Origin of the sequence: Comamonas sp. AG1104, from assembly GCF_003350425.1 — a bacterium.
Taxonomy (GTDB): domain Bacteria; phylum Pseudomonadota; class Gammaproteobacteria; order Burkholderiales; family Burkholderiaceae_C; genus Comamonas; species Comamonas testosteroni.
Genome location: NZ_QQAS01000001.1, coordinates 1,012,830 through 1,034,230, shown reverse-complemented (window position 1 = coordinate 1,034,230; position 21,401 = coordinate 1,012,830). Strand labels below are relative to the sequence as shown.

At 59.0% G+C, this 21,401-nt stretch carries 23 protein-coding genes and 2 pseudogenes; 13 read left to right on the top strand and 12 right to left on the bottom strand.

The annotated features are described in order from the left end of the window. The 6 genes and pseudogenes from DFO48_RS25250 to DFO48_RS04525 all read left to right on the top strand — a co-directional run. A pseudogene (locus DFO48_RS25250) lies at window positions 1-801 on the top strand (hypothetical protein); the annotation flags it as partial. A gap of 10 nt (window positions 802-811) precedes the next feature. After that, window positions 812-1,132, top strand: coding sequence for a hypothetical protein (locus DFO48_RS04535; RefSeq protein WP_114862648.1), 321 nt, complete (start codon window positions 812-814; stop codon window positions 1,130-1,132). Window positions 1,133-1,190: 58 nt separating this feature from the next. Next, window positions 1,191-1,622 carry a hypothetical protein gene (locus DFO48_RS25110; protein ID WP_147282726.1) on the top strand — a complete coding sequence of 144 codons (432 nt, stop codon included), beginning with the start codon at window positions 1,191-1,193 and terminating at the stop codon, window positions 1,620-1,622. 266 nt (window positions 1,623-1,888) lie between these two features. Next, on the top strand, window positions 1,889-2,551 hold the full coding sequence (locus tag DFO48_RS25105) for a hypothetical protein (RefSeq protein ID WP_147282725.1): 663 nt from the start codon (window positions 1,889-1,891) through the stop codon (window positions 2,549-2,551). Next, on the top strand, window positions 2,548-3,177 hold the full coding sequence (locus DFO48_RS25100; protein WP_147282724.1) for a hypothetical protein: 630 nt from the start codon (window positions 2,548-2,550) through the stop codon (window positions 3,175-3,177). Before DFO48_RS25105 ends, DFO48_RS25100 begins: the two co-directional genes overlap by 4 nt. Window positions 3,178-3,228: 51 nt before the next feature. Next, window positions 3,229-4,155, top strand: a pseudogene (locus DFO48_RS04525) (IS5 family transposase). 253 nt (window positions 4,156-4,408) lie between these two features. Here the strand turns inward: DFO48_RS04525 and guaA are convergent. The 4 genes from guaA to guaB all read right to left on the bottom strand — a co-directional run bounded on the left by guaA (window position 4,409) and on the right by guaB (window position 8,341). Then, entirely contained in the window at window positions 4,409-6,025 is a 1,617-nt protein-coding gene (gene guaA, locus DFO48_RS04520; RefSeq protein ID WP_114862712.1) for a glutamine-hydrolyzing GMP synthase, read from the bottom strand. Between the two features lie 33 nt (window positions 6,026-6,058). Next, complete coding sequence (locus DFO48_RS04515) at window positions 6,059-6,499, bottom strand: type II toxin-antitoxin system VapC family toxin (RefSeq protein ID WP_114862646.1); 441 nt, start codon at window positions 6,497-6,499, stop codon at window positions 6,059-6,061. Continuing rightward, window positions 6,496-6,768: a type II toxin-antitoxin system Phd/YefM family antitoxin gene (locus tag DFO48_RS04510; protein ID WP_034348441.1), complete on the bottom strand. Its 273-nt coding sequence runs from the start codon at window positions 6,766-6,768 to the stop codon at window positions 6,496-6,498. Before DFO48_RS04510 ends, DFO48_RS04515 begins: the two co-directional genes overlap by 4 nt. Before the next feature lie 97 nt (window positions 6,769-6,865). Beyond that, window positions 6,866-8,341: an IMP dehydrogenase gene (gene guaB / locus DFO48_RS04505; RefSeq protein WP_003074909.1), complete on the bottom strand. Its 1,476-nt coding sequence runs from the start codon at window positions 8,339-8,341 to the stop codon at window positions 6,866-6,868. Window positions 8,342-8,438: 97 nt separating this feature from the next. Between guaB and DFO48_RS04500 the strand changes: the two genes are divergently transcribed. Further along, window positions 8,439-8,942: a DUF4124 domain-containing protein gene (locus DFO48_RS04500; protein WP_114862645.1), complete on the top strand. Its 504-nt coding sequence runs from the start codon at window positions 8,439-8,441 to the stop codon at window positions 8,940-8,942. Between the two features lie 90 nt (window positions 8,943-9,032). Here DFO48_RS04500 and DFO48_RS04495 read toward each other — a convergent pair whose 3' ends face one another. Further along, window positions 9,033-9,395, bottom strand: a complete 363-nt coding sequence (locus DFO48_RS04495; RefSeq protein ID WP_114862644.1) for an RnfH family protein — start codon at window positions 9,393-9,395, stop codon at window positions 9,033-9,035. Further along, on the bottom strand, window positions 9,388-9,840 hold the full coding sequence (locus tag DFO48_RS04490) for a type II toxin-antitoxin system RatA family toxin (RefSeq protein WP_003064868.1): 453 nt from the start codon (window positions 9,838-9,840) through the stop codon (window positions 9,388-9,390). Before DFO48_RS04490 ends, DFO48_RS04495 begins: the two co-directional genes overlap by 8 nt. 159 nt (window positions 9,841-9,999) lie before the next feature. Here DFO48_RS04490 and smpB point away from each other — a divergent pair, with 159 nt between their 5' ends. Both smpB and DFO48_RS04480 read left to right on the top strand, forming a co-directional pair. Continuing rightward, window positions 10,000-10,473 (top strand): SsrA-binding protein SmpB, encoded by a 474-nt coding sequence (gene smpB, locus DFO48_RS04485; protein ID WP_003054725.1) that lies wholly within the window; start codon window positions 10,000-10,002, stop codon window positions 10,471-10,473. Between the two features lie 103 nt (window positions 10,474-10,576). Then, window positions 10,577-10,975, top strand: coding sequence for a DUF4259 domain-containing protein (locus DFO48_RS04480; RefSeq protein WP_003074915.1), 399 nt, complete (start codon window positions 10,577-10,579; stop codon window positions 10,973-10,975). 55 nt (window positions 10,976-11,030) lie between these two features. Here the strand turns inward: DFO48_RS04480 and DFO48_RS04475 are convergent, their stop codons facing one another. After that, window positions 11,031-11,324 carry a hypothetical protein gene (locus DFO48_RS04475; protein ID WP_003074918.1) on the bottom strand — a complete coding sequence of 98 codons (294 nt, stop codon included), beginning with the start codon at window positions 11,322-11,324 and terminating at the stop codon, window positions 11,031-11,033. A 210-nt stretch (window positions 11,325-11,534) separates the two neighbouring features. Here DFO48_RS04475 and alaS point away from each other — a divergent pair, with 210 nt between their 5' ends. Next, the gene (gene alaS / locus DFO48_RS04470; RefSeq protein WP_003074920.1) at window positions 11,535-14,159 is read left to right on the top strand and encodes an alanine--tRNA ligase; all 2,625 of its coding nucleotides are present in this window, start codon (window positions 11,535-11,537) and stop codon (window positions 14,157-14,159) included. 247 nt (window positions 14,160-14,406) lie between these two features. Here alaS and trmB read toward each other — a convergent pair whose 3' ends face one another. From trmB to DFO48_RS04450, 4 genes are all read right to left on the bottom strand, one after another. Next, window positions 14,407-15,141: a tRNA (guanosine(46)-N7)-methyltransferase TrmB gene (gene trmB / locus DFO48_RS04465; RefSeq protein WP_003074922.1), complete on the bottom strand. Its 735-nt coding sequence runs from the start codon at window positions 15,139-15,141 to the stop codon at window positions 14,407-14,409. 29 nt (window positions 15,142-15,170) lie between these two features. Next, window positions 15,171-16,229, bottom strand: coding sequence for a tRNA glutamyl-Q(34) synthetase GluQRS (gene gluQRS, locus DFO48_RS04460; RefSeq protein ID WP_003074925.1), 1,059 nt, complete (start codon window positions 16,227-16,229; stop codon window positions 15,171-15,173). 41 nt (window positions 16,230-16,270) lie between these two features. Next, window positions 16,271-17,386, bottom strand: coding sequence for an NAD(P)/FAD-dependent oxidoreductase (locus DFO48_RS04455; RefSeq protein ID WP_114862643.1), 1,116 nt, complete (start codon window positions 17,384-17,386; stop codon window positions 16,271-16,273). 133 nt (window positions 17,387-17,519) lie between these two features. Then, window positions 17,520-18,458 carry a LysR family transcriptional regulator gene (locus tag DFO48_RS04450; RefSeq protein WP_003074929.1) on the bottom strand — a complete coding sequence of 313 codons (939 nt, stop codon included), beginning with the start codon at window positions 18,456-18,458 and terminating at the stop codon, window positions 17,520-17,522. A 121-nt stretch (window positions 18,459-18,579) separates the two neighbouring features. On the opposite strand from DFO48_RS04450, the gene DFO48_RS04445 reads away from it, so the two are divergent. The 3 genes from DFO48_RS04445 to DFO48_RS04435 all read left to right on the top strand — a co-directional run bounded on the left by DFO48_RS04445 (window position 18,580) and on the right by DFO48_RS04435 (window position 20,492). Continuing rightward, on the top strand, window positions 18,580-19,281 hold the full coding sequence (locus tag DFO48_RS04445) for a pirin family protein (RefSeq protein WP_003074930.1): 702 nt from the start codon (window positions 18,580-18,582) through the stop codon (window positions 19,279-19,281). Window positions 19,282-19,350: 69 nt separating this feature from the next. Continuing rightward, window positions 19,351-19,758, top strand: a complete 408-nt coding sequence (locus DFO48_RS04440) for a DoxX family protein (RefSeq protein WP_003074932.1) — start codon at window positions 19,351-19,353, stop codon at window positions 19,756-19,758. Between the two features lie 179 nt (window positions 19,759-19,937). Then, window positions 19,938-20,492: a flavodoxin family protein gene (locus tag DFO48_RS04435; protein WP_003074934.1), complete on the top strand. Its 555-nt coding sequence runs from the start codon at window positions 19,938-19,940 to the stop codon at window positions 20,490-20,492. Between the two features lie 134 nt (window positions 20,493-20,626). Here the strand turns inward: DFO48_RS04435 and DFO48_RS04430 are convergent, their stop codons facing one another. After that, on the bottom strand, window positions 20,627-21,400 hold the full coding sequence (locus DFO48_RS04430; protein WP_114862711.1) for a sulfurtransferase: 774 nt from the start codon (window positions 21,398-21,400) through the stop codon (window positions 20,627-20,629). Window position 21,401: the final 1 nt, after the last annotated feature.

The following is a 21,401-nucleotide window of genomic DNA, read 5'->3' as shown; positions in this document are numbered from 1 at the left end:
AGCGTGTGCATGAATCTGCTGCCGGCGGCAGGGGTGGCGTGGTTGGCTGCACAGTTGACCCAGGAGTTTGAGGCGAAACAACCGAGTCTGGCGGATCAGATACCTGGCTACGGTGGTGGCTACGGACCGAAGCCGGGGCCGAGCCACACGGGCAATGACAAGACCACAAACCCCATACCAGGGGGGACGTCGACGACATATCCAGCGGAGGGGCCGAAAGAAGTTGGTACAAGCGGAAAGCCACTGGATCCTCAGAAACCTGAGGATAGTATCCTGCCTGGAAGTCCTGCAGAGCCTTTGCCGGGGATAGGACTGGTTTACAAGGATGCAGAAAATGCATCGGTCAAAGAGAAAGGGTTTACTCCAGCAATTAGAACAGGCCTTGATTTCGATACAAAGATTAAGGAGCAACCTGGAGGGCGTGTTGAAGTTGAGTTATCAGCGAGACAAAAATTCGATAAAACTGGTTCTGTTATAGATAGTAAATTTGCCCAAAGTGATCTCTTGGGTAATTACTCTTCTGATAATGGTAATTTGCATGTGGATTGGTATGGGACAACTGTTTCTGGAAAAAATGTTGGATCAGAAATGATATCTAGGGCAATTGAAGCAGTTGGATCGGATAAAGTAAAAACAGTTAGTGCAAGATTAGGGTATGATAATCTCGATGCCTTCAATGCAGGAGTCTCTGAAGGACTATCTAAAGAGCAATCAGTATGGAAGACGCCAATTGGAAAAACAATGAGCTCTTTAGGTTTTAAAAATGTTAAAATTGAAGGATCAATTTTTAAATTTTTTTAAAGTATAGTTTATGAAAAAATCGGAAATTATAAAGAAAATGATGGAATCTGGTCGGGCAGGGGATTTGCTTGATTTTGTTGAGGGGGATTCAGTATATATCTCAGATGCATCGGAGGGCGCTCCTCAAAATCCAGAACTCAGGAGAATTTGGGTTTTAATAGTGCACCATTTAAGATTCGTATCTGAGTTTGGAGAAGTAAAGGATGTTCAATTAAAAAATGGTAAATACTTTAGTCCGAATTTTGATGCCTTTGATAAATGGTTGAAGGAAGGTGCCCCTGGAATTGCATACGAGGATCTCGTGGCTTATTTGAAAGATAATCCGTTGTAGAGTATGGCGACACTATTGCAAAAAATCAGTTGGTAATAGCAGAATAATTTAACTGATCATGGCTAATAGTATTTATGTTGCCTTAAAAAAAATTCCATCAGGATTAAGTGATGTGGAGAAAATTATCTCTAGTGCTTTTTCTGAATTTGGATTTGAAAACCCCCTAATTAAATTCAATAGAAATCTTCATGATGAAGATTTGCTAAAAGATTTTTTGCAAATCGAAGGAAAAAAAGAGGAAAATCAGTGTTGGATTTCTTTTGACGAATGCATTGAGGATATTTATGAATGTGAGAACTGCAAGTACATAATAAATATTCAAACTAGAGGAAATTGGTATTTTGCTGGTATTGTTGCATATGCATTTTGTAAATTTTCAGGTAATATTGTTTTGAATGATGCGGCAGAGCTTGATGGACGATTGTCTTATAATTTAGAAGATTTGAAATTGATATTGAAGAATTATTGGGCTGATAGATTTCAGAGTTAAATAGGTGCTGTTGCAAAAATCAACGCACGGCAAGTTGTAGTCTTGCTGCATAAGCCAGTCCATCAAGCCCCGCGGCCGTACCACCAACTGGAAACAGTACAACGCGGCGCTCACGGCACGGGGTTCTTTGAGCATCTAGCTGGATTCTTATTAACACCGTGAATGGTGTGGTTCAGCAGGCACAACGGCTTGGGCCGGACGGATTGAGGCTGTTGGACCAGGCCAGCCAAGCGCTATTGCGCACGTGTGCGAGCAGTAACGTGTGCATGAATCTGCTGCCGGCGGCAGGGGTGGCGTGGTTGGCTGCACAGTTGACCCAGGAGTTTGAGGCGAAACAACCGAGTCTGGCGGATCAAATACCTGGCTACGGTGGTGGCTACGGACCGACGCCGGGGCCGAGCCACACGGGCAATGACAAGACCACAAACCCCATTGTTGAAACAGGTCCTAAGGATGGGCTGTTGGTCAATGTTCCGCAAGGCATTGATACCTCTGTGCCCGGGTATGAATCGAAGAAGCCTATTGGAACTGATGGAGGAACGGTCATTTTAAATCCTAAGCCTCAACTGGATTTAATTATGCTCGCGGTTCCTGCTGGTGATAAAGAAAAGCTTAATAATGGACTGAAAAATATTATGGGTGAAATGCCGGTGTTGGAGACTGGGAATAAATCAAGTAATGATATTAGTCGATACGAACAGGGAACATTTGAAGATGCTACAAAAGTGTTCAATCAGCTGGGGTTGATTAATATTCGTGACTTCATGACTTCTGCTGGACCTGGAAAAAAAGGCTCACTGTCAGATGGAACTCGAGTAATAATTAGACCCGGCAGTAGTGATGGGGCACCCACGATACAAATCATAGATATTAATAGGCCAAAGCCACGAACAGTTCAAGAAATTCGTTTTGGACAAGGTAAAAAATGAAAAATTACATTGATAAAAATAATCTAAGGAAAACTCTGGAAATAAACTTCTTCAAGGAGCTTGAAAATAATAAAATATATCAACTGGATGGAAGTCTATTGCCAAATAATGGGTTTAATAAATTTTGGCTAAAAAAAATGAAATGGGAAGCATGCCATTCACTCAATGGAGATCCAAGTTGGTATGATGTGATAAGTTTAATTCGATATTGCAATAATATTGGTGCAAGAAAAATAATCTCTATCCCCACAGAATATCTGAATTCAAAGGAAAATGAAAAAAATGACTTCAGAATATTTAATGCTTCTTTGAGAGGTTTTTCTCAAGCTTTGTGGGGAATTCATGATGCAAAGAATAATAATCCATTCTATGATTCTTTGCATCAAGCATCTTTAGAGACTTTCGCAATGTTCCCTGATACGGATTTATTAGAATTTTGTTTCATCAGAGAACTTGGTGTTGGCGTCTCACTAGCTGGTCCTCGCGAATTTCTGGAATATATTACTTCAAGATCGAAAGTGGAGTGGTATGTCAACAGCTCTTCGTATGGATTATCCGAATTACAAAAATTTATTCCGCGAAAGGATAGAAAAACTGCGATACGGGAAGAGAAAATGAAATGCTGATCATGGGCGTTGTTGCATCAATCGCTGCGCCGCAGGCCGTAGGCTGGCGGCATGAGTCATCCCAACAAACCTCGCTATCGAACCACGAACTGGAAGCAATACAACGCGGCTCTCAAGGTTCGAGGCTCTCTGTCAATTTGGATGGACAAGCGGATGGTCTGGTTTGCCGCTGCCAGCGGCAAACGCGGGCGAAGCCCGAAGTTCTCTGATGTCGCCATTCAATTTTGCTTGACGCTCAAGAACCTGTTCGGGCTAGCTCTCAGACAAACCACCGGCTTGGTGGAATAGGTGCTACAACTGTGCGGCCTTGCATGGCCAGCTCCTGACTTCAGCACCCTGTGCAGGCGGCTGCGAGATTTGAATGTTCAGATTACGTACTCCCCCAGCAAGGCAGGCTTGCGCCTGCTGGTTGATGCCACGGGCATCAAGTTTCTGGGTGAAGGCGAGTGGAAGTGCAAAAAGCACGGTGCTGAATACCGCCGTCAGTGGCGCAAGCTGCACATAGGCATTGATGCCGACATCTTGCAGATTCGAGCAATCTGCGTGACGAGCCATAACGTCAGTGATGCCTCGGTGCTATCAGACTTACTAGAGCAGTTACCGCCAGATGAAGCGCTCAAGAGCCTTACTGGCGATGGTGCCTACGACACACAGCCTGCCTGCGAAACGGTCGTCAGGCACGGCGCCATTGCCATCATTCCTGCGCGCAAGAATGCTCGAACCCGCAAGGGGGCTGTGTTTGGGTATCGCAATGCTGCGATTGACTCGTGCAGGCGGCTGGGTCGAAGCATCTGGAAGCGCTGGATTGGCTACAACCGGCGAAGCTTGGTGGAGACCAAGATGAACTGCATTAAACGATTGGGTGAACGAGTGATGTCTCGCACCTTTGAGCGCCAAGTCATCGAGTTGCATATCAGGGCAGCCATATTGAACCGATTCACTGAGCTGGGCCGTCCTCAGACGGCAGCCGTGGCCTAGCCACGGCCGGGGTTTGGGGAGGCTCGCCTCAAACTTGATTTATGCAACAGCGCCCCCGTCAACTGAAACACCCACATAGCGGCAGGCAACAGCTTCACCCTCCAGCCCGGCGGCGACACAGACCTCTAGTGCCGCTGACTTCGCATGAGCTGCCATTTCCAGGCGGCACCGGATGGCAAATGAAAAAAGCCCGCGATATCGCGGGCTTGCATGAGCAAAGGTTAAAGCTTGCGTGTCAGTTCACGACAGCGCTTTATTCCCACTCGATGGTTGCTGGTGGCTTGGTGCTCACGTCATAGGTGACGCGGTTGATGCCGCGCACTTCATTGATGATGCGGCCGGAGACCTTCTTGAGCAGGCCGTAGGGCAGCTCGGCCCAGTCGGCAGTCATGAAGTCGCTGGTGACCACGGCGCGCAGGGCCACGACGTAGTCGTAGGTGCGGCCGTCGCCCATCACGCCCACGCTCTTGACGGGCAGGAAGACGGTGAAGGCCTGGCTGGTCAGGTCGTACCAGCTCTTGCCGGTCTTCTCGTCGATCCAGTTGTTCAGCTCTTCGATGAAGATGGCATCTGCACGGCGCAGCAGGTCGGCATATTCCTTCTTCACTTCGCCCAGAATGCGTACGCCCAGGCCGGGGCCGGGGAAGGGGTGGCGGTAGACCATGCCGCGGGGCAGGCCCAGGGCCACGCCCAGTTCGCGCACTTCGTCCTTGAACAGATCGCGCAGGGGCTCCAGCAGCTTCAGGCCCAGTTGCTCGGGCAGGCCGCCGACGTTGTGGTGGCTCTTGATGGTGACGGCCTTCTTGCTCTTGGCACCGCCCGACTCGATCACGTCGGGGTAGATGGTGCCCTGGGCCAGGAAGGTGGCGCCCTTGGAGCCGGCGTTGGCAGCCTTGAGCTTTTCGGCCTCTGCCTTGAATACGTCCACGAACAGGCGGCCGATGATCTTGCGCTTTTGCTCGGGCTCGGACACGCCGGCCAGCTCGCCCAGGAACAAGTCGGAGGCATCGACGCGCACGACCTTGGCGTGCAGCTTGCCTTCAAACATGTCCATGACCATATCGCCTTCGTTCAGGCGCAGCAGACCGTGATCGACGAACACGCAGGTCAGCTGGTCGCCGATGGCGCGGTGGATCAGGGCGGCAGCCACGGACGAATCCACGCCGCCGGACAGGCCCAGGATCACTTCTTCATCGCCCACCTGCTCGCGGATCTTGGCCACGGCTTCTTCGATGTAGTCGCCCATGATCCAGTCTGCCTGCGTGCCGCAGATGTCGAGCACAAAGCGGTTGAGCAGTGCCTGGCCCTGCACGGTGTGCGTGACTTCGGGGTGGAACTGCACGGCGTAGTAGCGACGTGCTTCGTCGGCCATGCCGGCGATGGGGCAGGAGGGCGTGGAGGCCATGACCTTGAAGCCCGGAGGCAGTTCGGTGACCTTGTCGCCGTGGCTCATCCAGACCTTGAGCATGCCGTGGCCTTCGGCCGTGGCGAAGTCTTCGATGCCTTCCAGCAGCTTGGTGTGGCCATGGGCGCGCACTTCGGCGTAACCGAATTCGCGGGTGTTGGAGCCTTCGACCTTGCCGCCCAGCTGGGTGGCCATGGTCTGCATGCCGTAGCAAATACCCAGCACGGGCAGGTTCAGCTCGAACACGGCGTCGGGAGCGCGGTCATCCACTTCGTAGACGGAGGCATGGCTGCCCGACAGGATGATGCCCTTGAGCTTGCCGTCGGCGGCAAACTCGCGCACCCAGTCGCTGCTCACATCGCAGGGGTGGACTTCGCAGTAGACATTGGCTTCGCGCACGCGGCGAGCAATCAGCTGTGTGACCTGGGAGCCGAAGTCCAGAATAAGAATCTTGTCGTGTTGCATGGTGATCAAGGGCAAGAGGGTGGCAAAAAGGGATTAGAAATCTTCGTGAGCCCAGACGGTGACGCCGCTTTTGCGGGCGGCTGCAATCTGGGCTGCATCGAATGTGGCCAGCGGCAGGCGCAGCGACTGCGCCAGCCACAGGTATGCGGCATCGTAGGTGGGCAGGCCGGTATCCAGCGCCACATCCAGCACGGCCTTGTGCTGTGCTGGAGCCAGGTCGTGCAGCTCCACGCGGTGACGAATGGCTTCCAGCACGCCCCACAGACCTTCGACCGAAGTCTGCGGGATACGGCCATTATTCACGCCCGATGCAATCAGGTTGCCGCATTCCCATTGCCAGAGGTTGGGGGCTTGCGGGTCGACTTCATCGCGGCGGATACGGGTGTAGAGGCGTCTGGTGTGCTCGCTGGCGTCGTCAGGCAGCAACCAGGCGGCGGTGACGGATGCATCGAGCACAAAAGCGGTGGCGCTCATGCCTGGCTCCGTCCGGTGTGGCGCAGGCCGGTGATGCTGTCTGCGGCGCTCGTTGCAGCCGCCGGCGCTTTCACCGTCTGCTGCAGGGCCGAGATCTGCTCCAGCTCGCGCGCAATCTGCTCATCGGTGATCACGGGTTTGCGGCGCATGGGCAGCATGCGCACGACTTCCTTGCCATGGCGCGTGATGCGTACTTCCTCGCCTTGCTCGACCATTTCGACCAGGGCGGAAAAGCGGCTTTTGGCTTCGTAGATACCGATAGATTGCATGGTGGAAAACAAAAAATCTGGCTAGAACCAGTAGTTCAGGCCAGATTTTAGCATTCTGACCAGATTTTTCAATCTGGTCAGAATTCAAGGGACTTGCTTAGTCAGCGCGGTAGTTGGGCGCTTCCTTGGTGATCTGCACGTCATGGACGTGAGATTCGCGGATGCCGGCTGCGGTGATTTCCACAAACTCGGCCTTCTGGTTCATCTCGGAGATCGTGGCGCAACCGCAGTAGCCCATGGAGGCGCGCACGCCGCCAGCCATCTGATAGACGATGGAGACCATGGAGCCCTTGTAGGGCACGCGCCCTTCAATGCCTTCGGGAACCAGCTTGTCGGCATTGGGGTTGCCGGTGGACGATTCCTGGAAGTAGCGGTCGGCCGAGCCTTGCTGCATGGCACCGATGGAGCCCATGCCGCGGTAGCTCTTGTACGAGCGGCCCTGGTACAGAATCACTTCGCCAGGAGCTTCTTCGGTGCCGGCAAACATGCCGCCCATCATGATGGTGGACGCGCCAGCGGCCAGAGCCTTGGAGATATCGCCGGAGAAGCGGATGCCGCCGTCACCGATCAGGGGCACGCCGGTGCCCTTGAGGGCGTCGGCCACGTTGGAGATGGCCATGATCTGGGGCACGCCTACACCAGCCACGATACGGGTGGTGCAGATGGAGCCGGGGCCGATACCGACCTTGACCGCGTCGGCACCGGCTTCCACCAGAGCCAGGGCGGCAGCGCCGGTGGCAATATTGCCGCCAATGACGTCCACCTGGGGGTAGTTCTGCTTGACCCAGCGCACGCGGTCGATCACGCCCTTGGAGTGGCCGTGAGCCGTGTCCACCACGATCGCGTCCACGCCGGCCTTGACCAGCAGTTCCACGCGCTCTTCGGTGCCAGCGCCCACGCCGACAGCGGCAGCCACGCGAAGGCGGCCCGATGCGTCACGTGCGGCATTGGGGAAGGTGGTTTGCTTGGTGATGTCCTTGACGGTAATCAGGCCCTTGAGTTCAAAGGCGTCGTTGACCACCAGGATTCGTTCGAGCTTGTGCTTGTTCAGCAGTGCCTTGGCTTCTGCAGGGCTGGTGCCGTCTTTTTCATTGACGGTGATCAGCTTTTCGCGGGGCGTCATGATCTGGCTGACCTTGACGTCGTAGCGGGTCTCGAAGCGCAGATCGCGGCTGGTAACGATACCGACCACCTTGCCGCCGTCGCACACGGGGAAGCCCGAAATGCCGCGTTCTTCCGACAGCTGCAGCACTTGCAGCACGGTGTGTTCGGGGGTGATGACCACAGGGTCGTGCACCACACCGGATTCGTGGCGCTTGACCTTGGACACTTCAGCGGCTTGCTGCTCGGCTGTCATGTTCTTGTGGATCACGCCGATACCGCCTTCTTGCGCAATGGCGATGGCCAGACGCGCTTCTGTCACCGTGTCCATGGCGGCAGACACCAGGGGCAGGTTCAGGCGGATATTGCGAGTGAATTGGGTGGCGAGAGAAACGTCCTTGGGCAGGACTTCGGAGTAGGCGGGAACGAGCAGGACGTCGTCAAAGGTCAGTGCTTTTCCGAGAAGGCGCATGTGATGGCTCCAAAAGAAAGATTGTACCTGTGACTTGCCGCACAATGTGGGCTCGTGACCCAGAATCCCCAACGCCAGTCCAAGACTTATTGACTCCATGCACGCCATCAAGTTCGCTTTGTTTGCAGCCATCGCCTGCTGCACGGTTCCCGCAATTGCCCAGTGGCAATGGATTGATGGTCAGGGGCGCAAGGTGTTCAGCGACAGGGCTCCGCCAGCCGATATCCCCGCCAAGAATATTTTGCGCAACCCCGGCGGTGCCAGGCCCGCAGCACCTTCGGCAGTGCCCGAGGTCGGCGCGGCCAAGCCCGTGGCGGACGCCGGTGTGGACAAGGGGCTGGAAGAGCAAAAGCGCAAGATGCAGGAGCAGGAAGCCGCCAAGACCCAGGCCGACAAGCTGCAAAAGGAAAAGCAGCGCCAGGACAACTGCAATCGTGCCAGGCAGGCCAAGGCAACCCTGGCGTCAGGTCGCTTGCTGTCCCATGTGAATGCCAAGGGCGAGCGTGGCTTCATGGATGAGGCAGCGCGCGATGCGGAGATCAAGCGCGCCGATGCCGTGATCGCTTCCGATTGCGGGCCCATGGCAGAGCCGGCGCAGTAGGCGCCGGAGTCTTCGCCGAGTTATTTGCCGGGATCTCGATAAAAAAAGCGCCTTCTGAAGGCGCTTTTTTTGAGTCCCGCTGGCCGCTGGCTAGTAGCCCGCCTTGGCACCGTCTCTCTGGCGTTTGAAAAGTCCTGCGCCGCGTGCGCCCTGGCGGGCAAAGCGTTCGCGTCGGGCAACCTTGGGGTCTACGGTCAGCGGTCGATAGACCTCCAGCCGATCGCCATGCTTGAGAACCTGGCCCGGATTCGCGACTTTGCCCCAGATACCGACCATGCCGGCCAGGGGTTCGGGCAGTTGCACATCCAGCAAGGCTGTTGAGGCGGTCAGGGCGTCCAGAGCTTGCTGGACAGTGCTGCCTGCGGGAAGCTGCAGCAAGGTTTCCTGCACGGTGCCGGAGCAGGGCGAGATGCACACCGTGATGTCGATCACCTCGGGCAGAGCATCAGCCATAGATCTGCTCGGCGCGCTTGATGAAGGCGTCGACCATGGAGCCGGCGATGCGGTCGAAGACCGGACCGATGATGGCGGCCACGGCGCCGTTCTCGAAGCCGTAGTCCAGCTGCAGCTCGACCTTGCAGGCGCGTTGCGTGCCGTCGCCTACGGGATGAAAGCGCCAGTGGCCTTCCAGACGCGAGAAAGGTCCCTTGACCAGACGCATGCTGACCTGCTTGCCGCCGTCATCCATGCTACTGTTCGTGTTGCGCGTCACGAAAGACTTGCGCAGTCCGCTGAACGCAATACCTACCTCGGCTGTCATACCTGTGTCGTCCTGCTCCAGAATCTTGGCATGATCGCACCAGGGCAGAAAGTCGGCATAGTGGGCCACGTCCGTCACGAGGGCAAACATTTCTTCGGGGCTGTACCAGATGAGGACGGACTTGTTGACGTTTTTCATGAACAAAGAGCAATCAGCAGGGCGCAAGAGCAGGGAATTGGCCTAGGTCAATATACCCAGAGGCGCGATGCGAAACTAAAATCATCGCTCAGAGGCGAGACGGCAATCCAGTATTGTAGGGAGAGCTTTCATCTCCGGTCCGCCTGCAACTAATATTCCATGGCCAAGAAACCAGAAACATCGTCGCGCATTGCCGACAATAAAAAAGCAGCTTTCAACTATTTCTTCGAGGAGCGCCACGAAGCCGGCATGGTGCTGCACGGCTGGGAGGTCAAGGCCCTGCGCAGCGGCAAGGTGCAGCTCACCGATGGCTATGTGCTGATCAAGGACGGCGAGCTGTTCCTGCTGGGCTGCCAGATCAACCCGCTCAAGACGGCTTCCACCCACGTCAATCCCGACTCGGCACGCATCAAGAAGCTGCTCTTGAAAAAGGACGAGATCAAGCGCCTGGTCGGCAAGGTCGAGCAAAAGGGCTATACCCTGGTGCCCATCAATCTGCACTGGAAGAACGGTTACGTGAAATGCGAGATCGCCCTGGCCAAGGGCAAGGCCGAGCATGACAAGCGCGATGTGATCAAGGACCGCGAAGGCAAGCGCGAGGTGGAGCGCGCCATGAAAAATCGCAACCGTTGACCTGTCGCGCCTGGATCGACTGCCCGGACTGACACAGTTCTGACATCAAGGCTCGCTATGTTGGGCCTTGATTTTCTGATTAACCGCAGCAAGGAGTTGGGTCATGGGCACTTGGTCGCACGGCAATTTCGATAACGACACCGCATTGGACTGGCTGGCCGATATCACGGGCCAGCTCATCGATGAAATTGCCGAGGCCCTGGACTCGCCCGAGGCCTTGCAGGCGGGCGAGACGGAGTCCGATCTGGTTCCCTGCCGCATCGAGCTGCTGTGCGCCATGGCCGATGGCGGCATGCATCCGCTGTGGCCGGATCTGCAGACGCTTGAGCAATGGAAAGCCACCTATCTGCAGGCCTGGGACCAGAGCATCGACGAGCTGGAGCCCGAGGAGGGCTACAAGCAGGACCGCCGCATCGCGATCATCGAGACCTTTGACCGCATGATCGCGCTGGCTGCAGCACAAGAGGAAGAGGGCTCGGACGAAGACTGGGGCGAAGAGTAAGCCCGTCAGTCACGCAGCACGCCTGCCCCCCGGGGCTTGCTGCGTCGCGGCTGCTTCAAGGGTTTTCGCCGTAGCGGGTTTTGAAATCGAACTCCAGGCGTTCGCAGTCCTGAGGGGTTTTGAACTCCTGGGTCTTGCGCTCGGCCTCGGGTTTGGCCGTCTGTTTCCAGCAGATCTTGATGGTTTCTGCTTCCGTCCAGCGTTGCTTGCTGAGCGGGTCGTCCATGAACTGGCCGATGAGCATGAGCGCGCCAAAGATGATCACGGGCAGGGCGATGAGCCAGACCACCAGGCGGTTTTTGGCAGGGGCAGCGGGCTTGGAGGTCTCGGGTTTGGGTGTGTCGCTCATAGTGGTTGCCGATTATCCGCAAGCCGATGATGAAGACATTAATGCAACGCATGAAAATTCATGATCGCTGTTATCGGCACAAGGCCGCGCGGGTATGTAGCCGCAAACCTATAATGTTCGGCTGATTTGCCTGTCTGCGCAGCTCCTGAAAAAGCAGCGCCGGGCCGTACTGATCGCAGGCGTCATGCAGGCGTCTTCATACCAAACACCATGAGTACACCCACTTTTTCCGTTGCGGACATCCGCAAGACGTTCCTGGATTTCTACGCTTCCAAGGGCCACACGGTTGTCGCGTCCAGCTCGCTGGTTCCCGGCAACGATCCGACGCTGATGTTCACCAACTCCGGCATGGTGCAGTTCAAGGACGTGTTCCTGGGCACGGACAAGCGCCCCTACAACCGCGCAACTTCGGTGCAGGCCTGCCTGCGCGCCGGCGGCAAGCACAACGACCTGGAAAACGTGGGCTACACCGCGCGCCACCACACGTTCTTCGAGATGCTGGGCAACTGGTCCTTCGGCGACTACTTCAAGAAGGAGTCCATCGAGTGGGGCTGGGAGCTGCTGACCAAGGTTTTCGGCCTGCCCGCCGAGAAGCTGCTGGCCACGGTCTATCACGAAGACGACGAAGCCTATGACATCTGGAAGAACGTCATCGGCCTGCCTGCCGAGCGCATCATCCGCATCGGCGACAACAAGGGCGGCAAGTACAAGAGCGACAACTTCTGGATGATGGCCGACACAGGCCCCTGCGGCCCCTGCTCGGAAATCTTCTACGACCACGGCGAGCACATTGCCGGCGGCCCTCCCGGCAGCCCGGAAGAAGACGGCGACCGCTTCATCGAGATCTGGAACCACGTGTTCATGCAGTTCGACATGAAGGAAGACGGCTCCGTGGTGAAGCTGCCCGCACCTTGCGTGGACACCGGCATGGGCCTGGAGCGCCTGGCGGCCATCCTGCAGCATGTGCACAGCAACTACGAGATCGACCTGTTCCAGGCATTGATCAAGGCTGCCGGCCGTGAAACCCAGACCGAAGATCTGAGCACTCCTTCGCTGAAGGTGATTGCCGACCATATCCGCGCGACCTCCTTCCTGGTGTCCGACGGCGTGATTCCTTCCAACGAAGGTCGTGGCTATGTGCAGCGCCGCATCATCCGCCGCGCCATCCGTCACGGCTACAAGCTGGGCCAGAAGACTCCCTTCTTCCACAAGCTGGTGGCCGACCTGGTGGTGCAGATGGGCGATGCCTATCCCAAGCTCAAGGAGCAGGAAGCGCATATCACCAGCGTGCTCAAGGCCGAGGAAGAGCGTTTCTTCGAGACACTGGCCAACGGCATGGAAATCCTGGACAGCGCACTGGCCGGCGACGTCAAGGTGCTGCCCGGCGATGTGGCCTTCAAGCTGCATGACACCTACGGCTTCCCGCTGGACCTGTCCAACGACGTGGCGCGCGAGCGTGGCTTGACGGTGGACGAGGCCGGCTTCAACGCCGCCATGCAGCACCAGAAGGAAACTGCCCGCGCAGCCGGCAAGTTCAAGATGGATCGCGCGCTGGAATACACGGGGGACGCCAATGTGTTCACCGGCTACGACAAGCTGGCAGAGGCTGCCAAGATCGTCGCGCTGTACGCCGATGGCGTGAGCGTGAACGAGCTGCAGGCCGGCCAGAACGGTGTCGTGGTGCTGGACAAGACCCCCTTCTACGCCGAGTCCGGCGGCCAGGTCGGCGACCAGGGCGTGATCGTTGCAGGCGGCAACCGCTTTGCCGTGGAAGACACGCTCAAGATCAAGGCCGATGTATTCGGTCACCACGGCGTGCTGGAAGCCGGCAGCCTGAAGGTGGGCGATGCCGTTGAGGCACAGGTGGATACCGCCGTGCGCGCTGCGACCATGCGCAACCACTCGGTCACACACATCATGCACAAGGCCTTGCGCGAAGTGCTGGGCGGCCATGTGCAGCAAAAGGGCTCGCTGGTCAATGCCGAGCGTACCCGCTTCGACTTTGCGCACAATGCCCCGGTGACTGCCGAGCAGATCCGCGAGATCGAAGCCCGCGTCAATGCCGAGGTGCTGGCCAACACCGCCACCGATGCGCGCGTGATGGATATCGAGTCGGCCCAGAAGACCGGCGCGATGATGCTGTTCGGCGAGAAGTACGGCGAAACCGTGCGCGTGCTGGACATCGGCTCCAGCCGCGAGCTGTGCGGCGGCACTCACGTCAGCCGTACCGGCGACATCGGCCTGTTCAAGGTGGTGGGCGAATCCGGCGTGGCCGCTGGCGTGCGCCGTATCGAAGGCATTACAGGCGAGAACGCGCTGGCCTATCTGCAGTCGCTGGAGTCCACCGTGGACCAGGCGGCGGCCGCTTTCAAGGCCCCTGCCGCCGAGCTGACCAACCGCATCGGCGGTGCGCTGGATCAGATCAAGGCACTGGAAAAGGAAATCGCTGCGCTCAAGGGCAAGCTGGCTTCCAGCCAGGGCGACGAGCTGGTCACGCAGGCTGCCGACGTCAATGGCGTGAAGGTGCTGGCCGCCAAGCTCGAAGGAGCGGATGCCAAGACCTTGCGCGACACCATGGACAAGCTCAAGGACAAGCTGGGTGCGGCCGTGATCGTGCTGGCTGCTGTGGACGGCGACAAGGTGCAACTGGCAGCGGGCGTGACCAAGGCTGAAACCGCCAAGGTCAAGGCCGGCGAGCTGGTGAACTTTGTGGCCCAGCAAGTGGGCGGCAAGGGCGGTGGCAAGCCCGATATGGCCATGGCCGGCGGCACCGATGCCGCAGCCGTGCCCGCAGCACTGGCCAGCGTGCAGGCCTGGGTGGCCGAGCGTCTCTGAGCCGAGCGCCTCTGGGCCGAGCGCCTGTAAGGCGAGCACCAAAAGGCAGTCCAGGCTGCCTTGCCCCAAAACAAAACGCTCCTCGATGAGGAGCGTTTTTTATTGTTGGAGCGAATCCTTGGAAACTGGCATAACCCAAGTCGGAGACACCGAGAAAGGGCCGCCCCGCAGCGATGCTGTCGTCCCCCTCTGCGTAGCAGCGAGGGGGAAGCGACGGGGCCGCCTAGGCAAAGCCGCTCAGGGGGTGTTATTTTTTCCTGAACACCAGATCCCAGACGCCATGGCCGAGGCGGATGCCGCGGTTTTCGAATTTGGTCAGCGGGCGGTAGTCGGGCTTTTCAGCGTAGTTCTCGGCCGTGTTCTGCAGCATGGGTTCTGCGTTCAGCACTTCCAGGATCTGCACCGCATAGGGTTCCCAGTCGGTGGCGCAATGGATATAGCCGCCGGGCTTGATGCGAGCGGCCAGCTTGGCGATCAGCGGGCTCTGGATCAGGCGACGCTTGTTGTGCTTTTTCTTGTGCCAGGGGTCGGGGAAGAAGATGTGCACGCCGTCGATCGAGGCTTCGGGCAGCATGTTGTCGATGACTTCCACGGCATCGTGCTGCAGGATGCGGATGTTCTCGATCTCCTGCTCGCCAATGCGCTTGAGCAGCGCGCCCACGCCGGGCTCGTGCACTTCGCAGCACAGGAAATTGTCGTCGGGGCGCACGCGGGCGATATGGGCGGTGGCTTCACCCATGCCGAAGCCGATCTCCAGAATCAGCTTGCCGTCGCGGCCGTAGGCGGCTGCGGCGTCCAGAGGAGCCTTCTGGTATTGCAGCAGGAAGCGCGGACCCAGTTCCTCAAAAGCCTTGGCCTGGCCCGTGGTGGTGCGGCCTGCGCGGCGCACATAGCTTTTGATGGTCTTGGGATAGGCCACGCCTTCGGGCGCCTGGCCTTGGGATGCTGCGGATGCGTCAGCGGCTGGCACGTTTTCGGCCATATCGGTGGTAGGTGTTGGATTTGAAGAAGTCACGGGGCGATATTGTAGGTTTGGCGCCAGCACCGGACCCAGAAGTCCAGCGCCAAAGGCAAGGCGCTTGCGGGGCTTTCACTGCTGCAGGATGCGGCTGCGGGCGCTTGTGGCAGGCCGAGTTGCTGCGCCGCGGCAGACAGCACGGTCAGCGGCTGGCTGACATCCACGGCGGGTGCGCCATGCTGTTTGGAGAGCTTTTCTCCGTTTTCCATGCAGACCAGCGGCGTGTGCAGATAGCGCGGCTGGGTCAGATCCAGGGCGCGCTGCAGCAGCAGCTGGCGGGGGGTGTTGTCGGCCAGGTCTTCACCGCGCACCACATCGGTGATGCCTTGCTCGGCGTCGTCAACGATAACGGCCAGCTGGTAGGCCCAGAGCCCGTCCGCGCGGCGCAGCACAAAGTCGCCCACACTGGCGAGCAGATCTTGCTGCTGCGCGCCCAGACGCCGGTCCTGCCAGTGCAGCACGGGTCGGCTGCTTTCCAGGCAGTGTTGCCTGAGTGCCATGCTTTGCGTAGCTGTCTGCGATTGAAGGGGCAGCACTTCGGGCTGGCTTTCCTGTAAATCATGTACCTGCTGCTCCAGTGCAAAGCGCCAGGCTCTGGCGGGCTTGCCTTGCAGGCCATGACGGCAGGTTCCGGGGTAGGGCCGCTCCACATGCCGTTCGTGAGTCAGTCCCTGTGCCTGCCAGGCGGCTTCGATGTCCTTGCGCGTGCAACCGCAGGGGTAGGCCATTTTTTGCGCCTGTAGCTGTTGCAGCGCTTTTTCATAGAGTGCATGACGCTGCGACTGCCAGACCACGGGGGCATCGGAGTGCAGGCCGCAGGCAGCCAGCTGGCGCAGGATTTCCAGGTCGGCGCCCGCCTGGCAGCGTGGCGGATCGATGTCTTCGATGCGAATCAGCCAGCGTCCGTGGTGGGCGCGTGCATCCAGCCAACTGGCCAGCGCCGCGACCACAGAGCCGGCATGCAGCGCTCCGGTGGGGGAGGGCGCAAAGCGCCCGATATATGGCCCCGTGCTGGGAGCGCTGGAGGGGGGACGGGAGAGGGCCGCAGTCATGAGGGACGCCATCTTACGCCCCTTGACTGCGTGCAGCTGGCTCAGGCCAGGGCCAGGCCCATTTCCAGACCCGAGACAAAAGCGTCTTCCACCCGCATGCCTATGCACCAGTCCCCGCACAGGCCCAGGCCTGCCGAGGGGTCGTGGCTGAACGGTCTTCCCAGGGGCGCAAGTGTCTGGGCATGCTGCCAGAGGTAGACGCTGGCATGGCGCGGCGCAACGCGGATGCCCGTGATCTCGCCAAAGGCCTTTTGCAGCTTGGCAAGCACGCGCGTGGCGTCGTCGTGGCGGTGCTCGTTGGACCACAGCGGATTGGCATGAATCGTCCAGCGCTCGGTCTGGGCGCGGCCGGGTTTGGAGGACTCGCGGGCCACCCAGGCAACGCGCTCATGTGTGCTGCGTGCGGCATTCCACTGGGGGCCCAGTGTGGTCAGGCCGGCCTGCGCAGCCATGGGGTAGGACAGCGTCATGGCCCAGCAGGGGGCCATTTCCACGGGGGCCAGGGTTCTGGCCAGGGCCGCACCCTGCGGTGCTGTCTGCAGCAGTTGCGCGGCCACGGGCGCCGGCACGGCCAGCACCACGGCATCGAAGTCGGCTGCAATCTGCGGGCCGTGGTCTTCGGTATCGAGCATCAGGGACCATTGATGGCGGCTGTGGTGGCTGCCGCTGGCAATGTGGTGGCTCATGGCGCGCAGGGACTGGCCCAGGTGCAGACGCCCGGCATCCCATAGCGGCGCTGCCCAGGCCAGTGGCAGCGATTGCATATCGGGCATGCCGACCCAGTGGGTCTCGCGCACCGGCGTGTGCTTGTCGACTCTGCGGCCCTGGGCGTTGCGGGTCTGCACGCTGTTCAGGCTCCAGGCGCGCAGATTGCCGGGAGTGGTGTCCAGCACCTGCTGAAAGCGCGGGTCGCGTACGGTGAAGAACTGGGCGCCGATGTCAAAGCTGCCGTAGGGGCCGCTGACCGAGCGCATGCGTCCGCCGGCCTGGGTCAGGCGCTCATAGACATGAACGTCATGCCCGGCCTGCATCAGCGTGCGGGCGCAGGCCAGACCTGCAATGCCCGCGCCGATGACGGCAATGCGCTTGGCGCCGGTATGCGTGGAAGGGGAAGAAGCGGAGGCAGTTGCGGACGCGCGAGTGCGGGAAGCATTCATGAAAAAGCCTTTTCGACACCGTTTGAGTTCTAGCGTAGCAGCTATCCAAAGGATAGCAAGTGCTGCTTGTGCTGAATTGTTGCAGCGCAACTCACTCTACACCTCCCGCGTGATGGCCGCGACGCGCAGCAGCTTATTGGCGGTGATGGTTTTCCATAAGCGCCTTGCGCGTGGCAGGGCTTTCCAGTTGCGTCAGCCACCACTGAAGGGCGCGCCCGGGCGTGCGGTGGGAGGGGCCGGGCCATGCATAGTGCAGGCGCAGATTGCGACTGGCGCGCTGCACCTGTCTTGTGACCAGCAGCCCTGCATCCAGATAGGCCTGCACCATGCCGCGCGGCAGGAAACCGGCGCCAATGCCGCGTATCTGGGCCTCCAGCTTGGCCTGCATGCTGTCCACGGTGAGCACGTCCTGGCCGTTGACCAGGCCAAAGCTGGTGTTGGTGCGCACGCCGGAGTCGGCCACAGCCACCATGCGATGGCGCAGCAGCAACTCGTCGGACAGCGGCTCGTCGAGCCTGGCCAGCGGGTGGTGCGGCGCGACGGCGAAGACGAAATCTATCTCCCCGATTTCGCGCGTCTGCAGCTCGGAGACGTTGCTGGTGTTGACCGCCACGCCAATGGCCAGATCGGCATGGCCGCTGGTCAGCACTTCCAGCGTGCCGTTGAGAATGCCGTCACGCAGCTTGAGTGTGGTGGGCGGGGTCAGCGCATAAAAGGCTTCGACCAGCTCGAAGATGGGCGTGCGGGCCACGGCCCCGTCGATGACGATGGTCAGCTGTGGCTCCCAGCCCGTGGCCACGCGCTTGACGCGGTGCGCCACGGCGTCGATCTCCTGCAGCAGGCGGGCGCCTTCGCGCAGCAAGGCCTGGCCGGCCTCCGTGGCCTGGGCATGGCGCGAGCTGCGGTCAAACAGCAGCACATCGAGCGCATCTTCGATCTGGCGCACGCGGTAGGTCAGTGCACTGGGCACCAGGCCCAGGGAGCGCGCAGCAGCGGCAAAGCTGCCGGTTTCGGCAATGGCCTGCAGCATGGCCAGGCTGTCGGGGGTGAGCACATCGCGGGAGCTGGGCATGGTGAGATTGATGATTCAAACAGTTTGAATGATGCCATCAACGCCGTTCAGCCACAGCCTGGCGGGCGACTTCTACAGTAGAGCCCATAGAGACAGTCACTTGAACGAAAGGAAGCACACCATGATGACTCTGCGCAAATCCCAGGAACGCGGCTACGCCGACCACGGCTGGCTCAAGTCGTATCACAGCTTTTCGTTTGCCGGTTACTACGATCCGCGCCATATGGGTTTCGGCAATCTGCGCGTGATCAACGAAGACCGGATTGCACCCGGCACGGGCTTTGGCTCGCACGGCCATCGCGACATGGAAATCATCAGCTATGTGCTCGAAGGTGCGCTCTCGCACAAGGACAGCATGGGCAATGAAACCCCCATCCTGCCTGGAGAGGTGCAGCGCATGAGCGCTGGCTCGGGGGTGGTGCACAGCGAGCAGAACTATGCCAAGGAGCAGACCACGCACTTTCTGCAGATCTGGCTGCTGCCCGCACGCACAGGTATCGAGCCAGGCTATGCCCAGAAGACATTCAGCGAGGCGCAAAAGCGCGGGCGTCTGTGTCTGGTGGCTTCACCCGATGGTGCCGAGGGCTCGGTTCCCATGAACGCTGATGCACGCTTGTATGCCGGTCTGTTCGACGGCGCAGAGGCTGCCGAGGTGGCCCTGCCGGCCGGGCGCAAGACCTATGTGCACCTGGTGCGTGGCGAGCTGGACGTGAATGGACAAAAGCTGACAAGCGGTGACGCCGCACTTATTGAAAATGAGGAGCGCCTGCGCCTTGCCAATGGCCGGGCTGCGGAAGTTCTGGTGTTTGACCTGGAACCTTGAGTCTGACGATTTCAAGGCTTGTGCTGATATAAACCAACGCGGCCCTGGGTCGCAATGACTGGAGTTGAGATGTTGAATCAATTGCGAAATCCTCTGGACCTGGTGGGCCGTGTGCTGATCGCCCTGCTATTCCTGCCTGCGGGCATTCAGAAAATCAGCGGCTTTGCGGGCACCGTGGGTTATGCCGCATCGGTGGGCATGCCCATGCCCCAGGTCGCGGTGGCGGTGGGTCTGGTGATCGAGATCGTGGGCGGTCTGGCCATATTGCTGGGCTGGCACACGCGCTGCGCGGCCTTGATCCTGGGATTTTTCACGCTGATTGCCAGCTTCTTCTTCCATAACTTCTGGGGCGTGCCCGCAGAAGCCGCCATGATGCAGCAGCTGCTGTTCTGGAAGAACATCGCCGTGGTCGGCGGTCTGCTTGGCTACGCCGCCCATGGGGCAGGCGCCTGGAGCATGGACGGCCGCAAAGCCTAAAGCATGAGGCCGCGCAGGCTGAAAGTGCGCAAGCGGTCATGGCTTTGATAAGCTAGCGCGCTCTCGCAAGACAAGGCCCGCCGGGTGTCAATCCGGCGGGCCTTTATTTGGCACAGATTCACGATGGCGCGGCGGATGGCTGCGTCGATGCAAGCAGGAAAAGCAGGAAAGAAGAAATCATGAGCAATATCGTTGTGGTCTACCACTCCGGCTACGGCCATACCCAGCGCATGGCGCAATCCGTAGCCCAGGGCGCGCTCGCGCAGTTGCTGGCCATCGACGCCGATGGCAATTTGCCCGAAGGTGGCTGGGAGCAACTGGCTGCGGCTGACGCCATCGTCTTTGGCGCGCCGACCTATATGGCTGCTCCGAGCTGGCAATTCAAGAAGTTTGCCGATGCTTCGTCCAAGGCCTGGTTTGCCCAGGCCTGGAAGGACAAGCTGTTTGCCGGCTTTACCAACAGCGCGAGCGTGCAGGGCGACAAGCAGGTCACGCTCGATTATTTCTACCACCTGGCCATGCAGCATGGCGGCGTATGGGTGGGACTGGGCCTGCTGCCTTCGAACACCAAGGCCGCCCAGCGCAACGATGTGAACTGGATGGGTAGTTTCTGCGGTGCCATGGCACAGTCACCCTCTGACTCATCGGCCGGCGAGATGGCCGCAGGCGATCTGGAAACCGCACGCCAGTTTGGCGAGCGCGTGGCCAGCGCGGCAGCGCGCTGGGCTAGATAAGCAGTATCAGGCTGCTATTGAATAAGAAGCATCTAGCGCCTTTGCATCATTGATTTCAGATGGATTTGTATCTGAAATCGTTTGATGGAAAGCGCTAGCCGCTCTCTTTTTGGGAGTCGCCCAGAAAGGGCGACTTAGTCCATCAGATGCTTTTTGATGGGGCGGGGGTGAACCAGCTCGGTGCGCGACAGATCGGTGCCCAGCGAGTCACGGCCGTCAAAGACAAAGCAGCCGCCGTCGTAGTACTTGCCGTCGGTTTCCTCGAAATATTTGAGGATCCCGCCTTCGAGCTGGTAGACGTTTTCGATGCCTTCGTCCTGCATGAGGATGGCGGCCTTTTCGCAGCGGATGCCGCCAGTGCAGTAGCTGACCACGGTCTTGCCGGCGAATTCGTCCTTGTGCTGGCGCAGTGCAGGCGGAAATTCGGTGAACTTGGTCAGGCGCCAGTCGATCGTGCCGGCAAATGCGCCTTCGTCCACTTCGTAGTCGTTGCGCGTGTCCAGCGTCACCACCTCGCGGCCCTCGTCGTCATGGCCCTGCTCCAGCCAGCGGCGCAGCGTGACCGGGCTGACCGATGGCGCACGGCCATGGGCGGGTCGAATGGCGGGATGATCCATGCGGATGATCTCGTTTTTGACCTTGACCAGCATTTTGCGAAAGGGCACGGTCTCGGACCAGCTTTCCTTGGGCGCCAGGTCGGCAAAACGCGGATCTTGCTTGAGCTGGGCCACAAAGCCGCGTACAGCCTCGGCAGGGCCGGCCAGGAAAAAGTTGATGCCTTCTTCGGCCAGCAGCACCGTGCCCTTGAGGCTCAGGTCATTTGCACGCTCCAGCAGCGTCTGGCGCAGCTGGTCGGCGTCGGGCAGGGGCGTGAATTTGTAGCAGGAGATGTTGAGTATGTCGGCCACG

Coding starts and splice junctions, on each gene's coding strand:
- DFO48_RS04535 (WP_114862648.1), top strand. CDS start 812: ATGAAAAAATCGGAAATTATAAAGAAAATGATGGAATCTGGTCGGGCA.
- DFO48_RS25110 (WP_147282726.1), top strand. CDS start 1,191: ATGGCTAATAGTATTTATGTTGCCTTAAAAAAAATTCCATCAGGATTA.
- DFO48_RS25105 (WP_147282725.1), top strand. CDS start 1,889: ATGAATCTGCTGCCGGCGGCAGGGGTGGCGTGGTTGGCTGCACAGTTG.
- DFO48_RS25100 (WP_147282724.1), top strand. CDS start 2,548: ATGAAAAATTACATTGATAAAAATAATCTAAGGAAAACTCTGGAAATA.
- guaA (WP_114862712.1), bottom strand. CDS start 6,025: ATGCAACACGACAAGATTCTTATTCTGGACTTCGGCTCCCAGGTCACA.
- DFO48_RS04515 (WP_114862646.1), bottom strand. CDS start 6,499: ATGAGCGCCACCGCTTTTGTGCTCGATGCATCCGTCACCGCCGCCTGG.
- DFO48_RS04510 (WP_034348441.1), bottom strand. CDS start 6,768: ATGCAATCTATCGGTATCTACGAAGCCAAAAGCCGCTTTTCCGCCCTG.
- guaB (WP_003074909.1), bottom strand. CDS start 8,341: ATGCGCCTTCTCGGAAAAGCACTGACCTTTGACGACGTCCTGCTCGTT.
- DFO48_RS04500 (WP_114862645.1), top strand. CDS start 8,439: ATGCACGCCATCAAGTTCGCTTTGTTTGCAGCCATCGCCTGCTGCACG.
- DFO48_RS04495 (WP_114862644.1), bottom strand. CDS start 9,395: ATGGCTGATGCTCTGCCCGAGGTGATCGACATCACGGTGTGCATCTCG.
- DFO48_RS04490 (WP_003064868.1), bottom strand. CDS start 9,840: ATGAAAAACGTCAACAAGTCCGTCCTCATCTGGTACAGCCCCGAAGAA.
- smpB (WP_003054725.1), top strand. CDS start 10,000: ATGGCCAAGAAACCAGAAACATCGTCGCGCATTGCCGACAATAAAAAA.
- DFO48_RS04480 (WP_003074915.1), top strand. CDS start 10,577: ATGGGCACTTGGTCGCACGGCAATTTCGATAACGACACCGCATTGGAC.
- DFO48_RS04475 (WP_003074918.1), bottom strand. CDS start 11,324: ATGAGCGACACACCCAAACCCGAGACCTCCAAGCCCGCTGCCCCTGCC.
- alaS (WP_003074920.1), top strand. CDS start 11,535: ATGAGTACACCCACTTTTTCCGTTGCGGACATCCGCAAGACGTTCCTG.
- trmB (WP_003074922.1), bottom strand. CDS start 15,141: ATGGCCGAAAACGTGCCAGCCGCTGACGCATCCGCAGCATCCCAAGGC.
- gluQRS (WP_003074925.1), bottom strand. CDS start 16,229: ATGACTGCGGCCCTCTCCCGTCCCCCCTCCAGCGCTCCCAGCACGGGG.
- DFO48_RS04455 (WP_114862643.1), bottom strand. CDS start 17,386: ATGAATGCTTCCCGCACTCGCGCGTCCGCAACTGCCTCCGCTTCTTCC.
- DFO48_RS04450 (WP_003074929.1), bottom strand. CDS start 18,458: ATGCCCAGCTCCCGCGATGTGCTCACCCCCGACAGCCTGGCCATGCTG.
- DFO48_RS04445 (WP_003074930.1), top strand. CDS start 18,580: ATGATGACTCTGCGCAAATCCCAGGAACGCGGCTACGCCGACCACGGC.
- DFO48_RS04440 (WP_003074932.1), top strand. CDS start 19,351: ATGTTGAATCAATTGCGAAATCCTCTGGACCTGGTGGGCCGTGTGCTG.
- DFO48_RS04435 (WP_003074934.1), top strand. CDS start 19,938: ATGAGCAATATCGTTGTGGTCTACCACTCCGGCTACGGCCATACCCAG.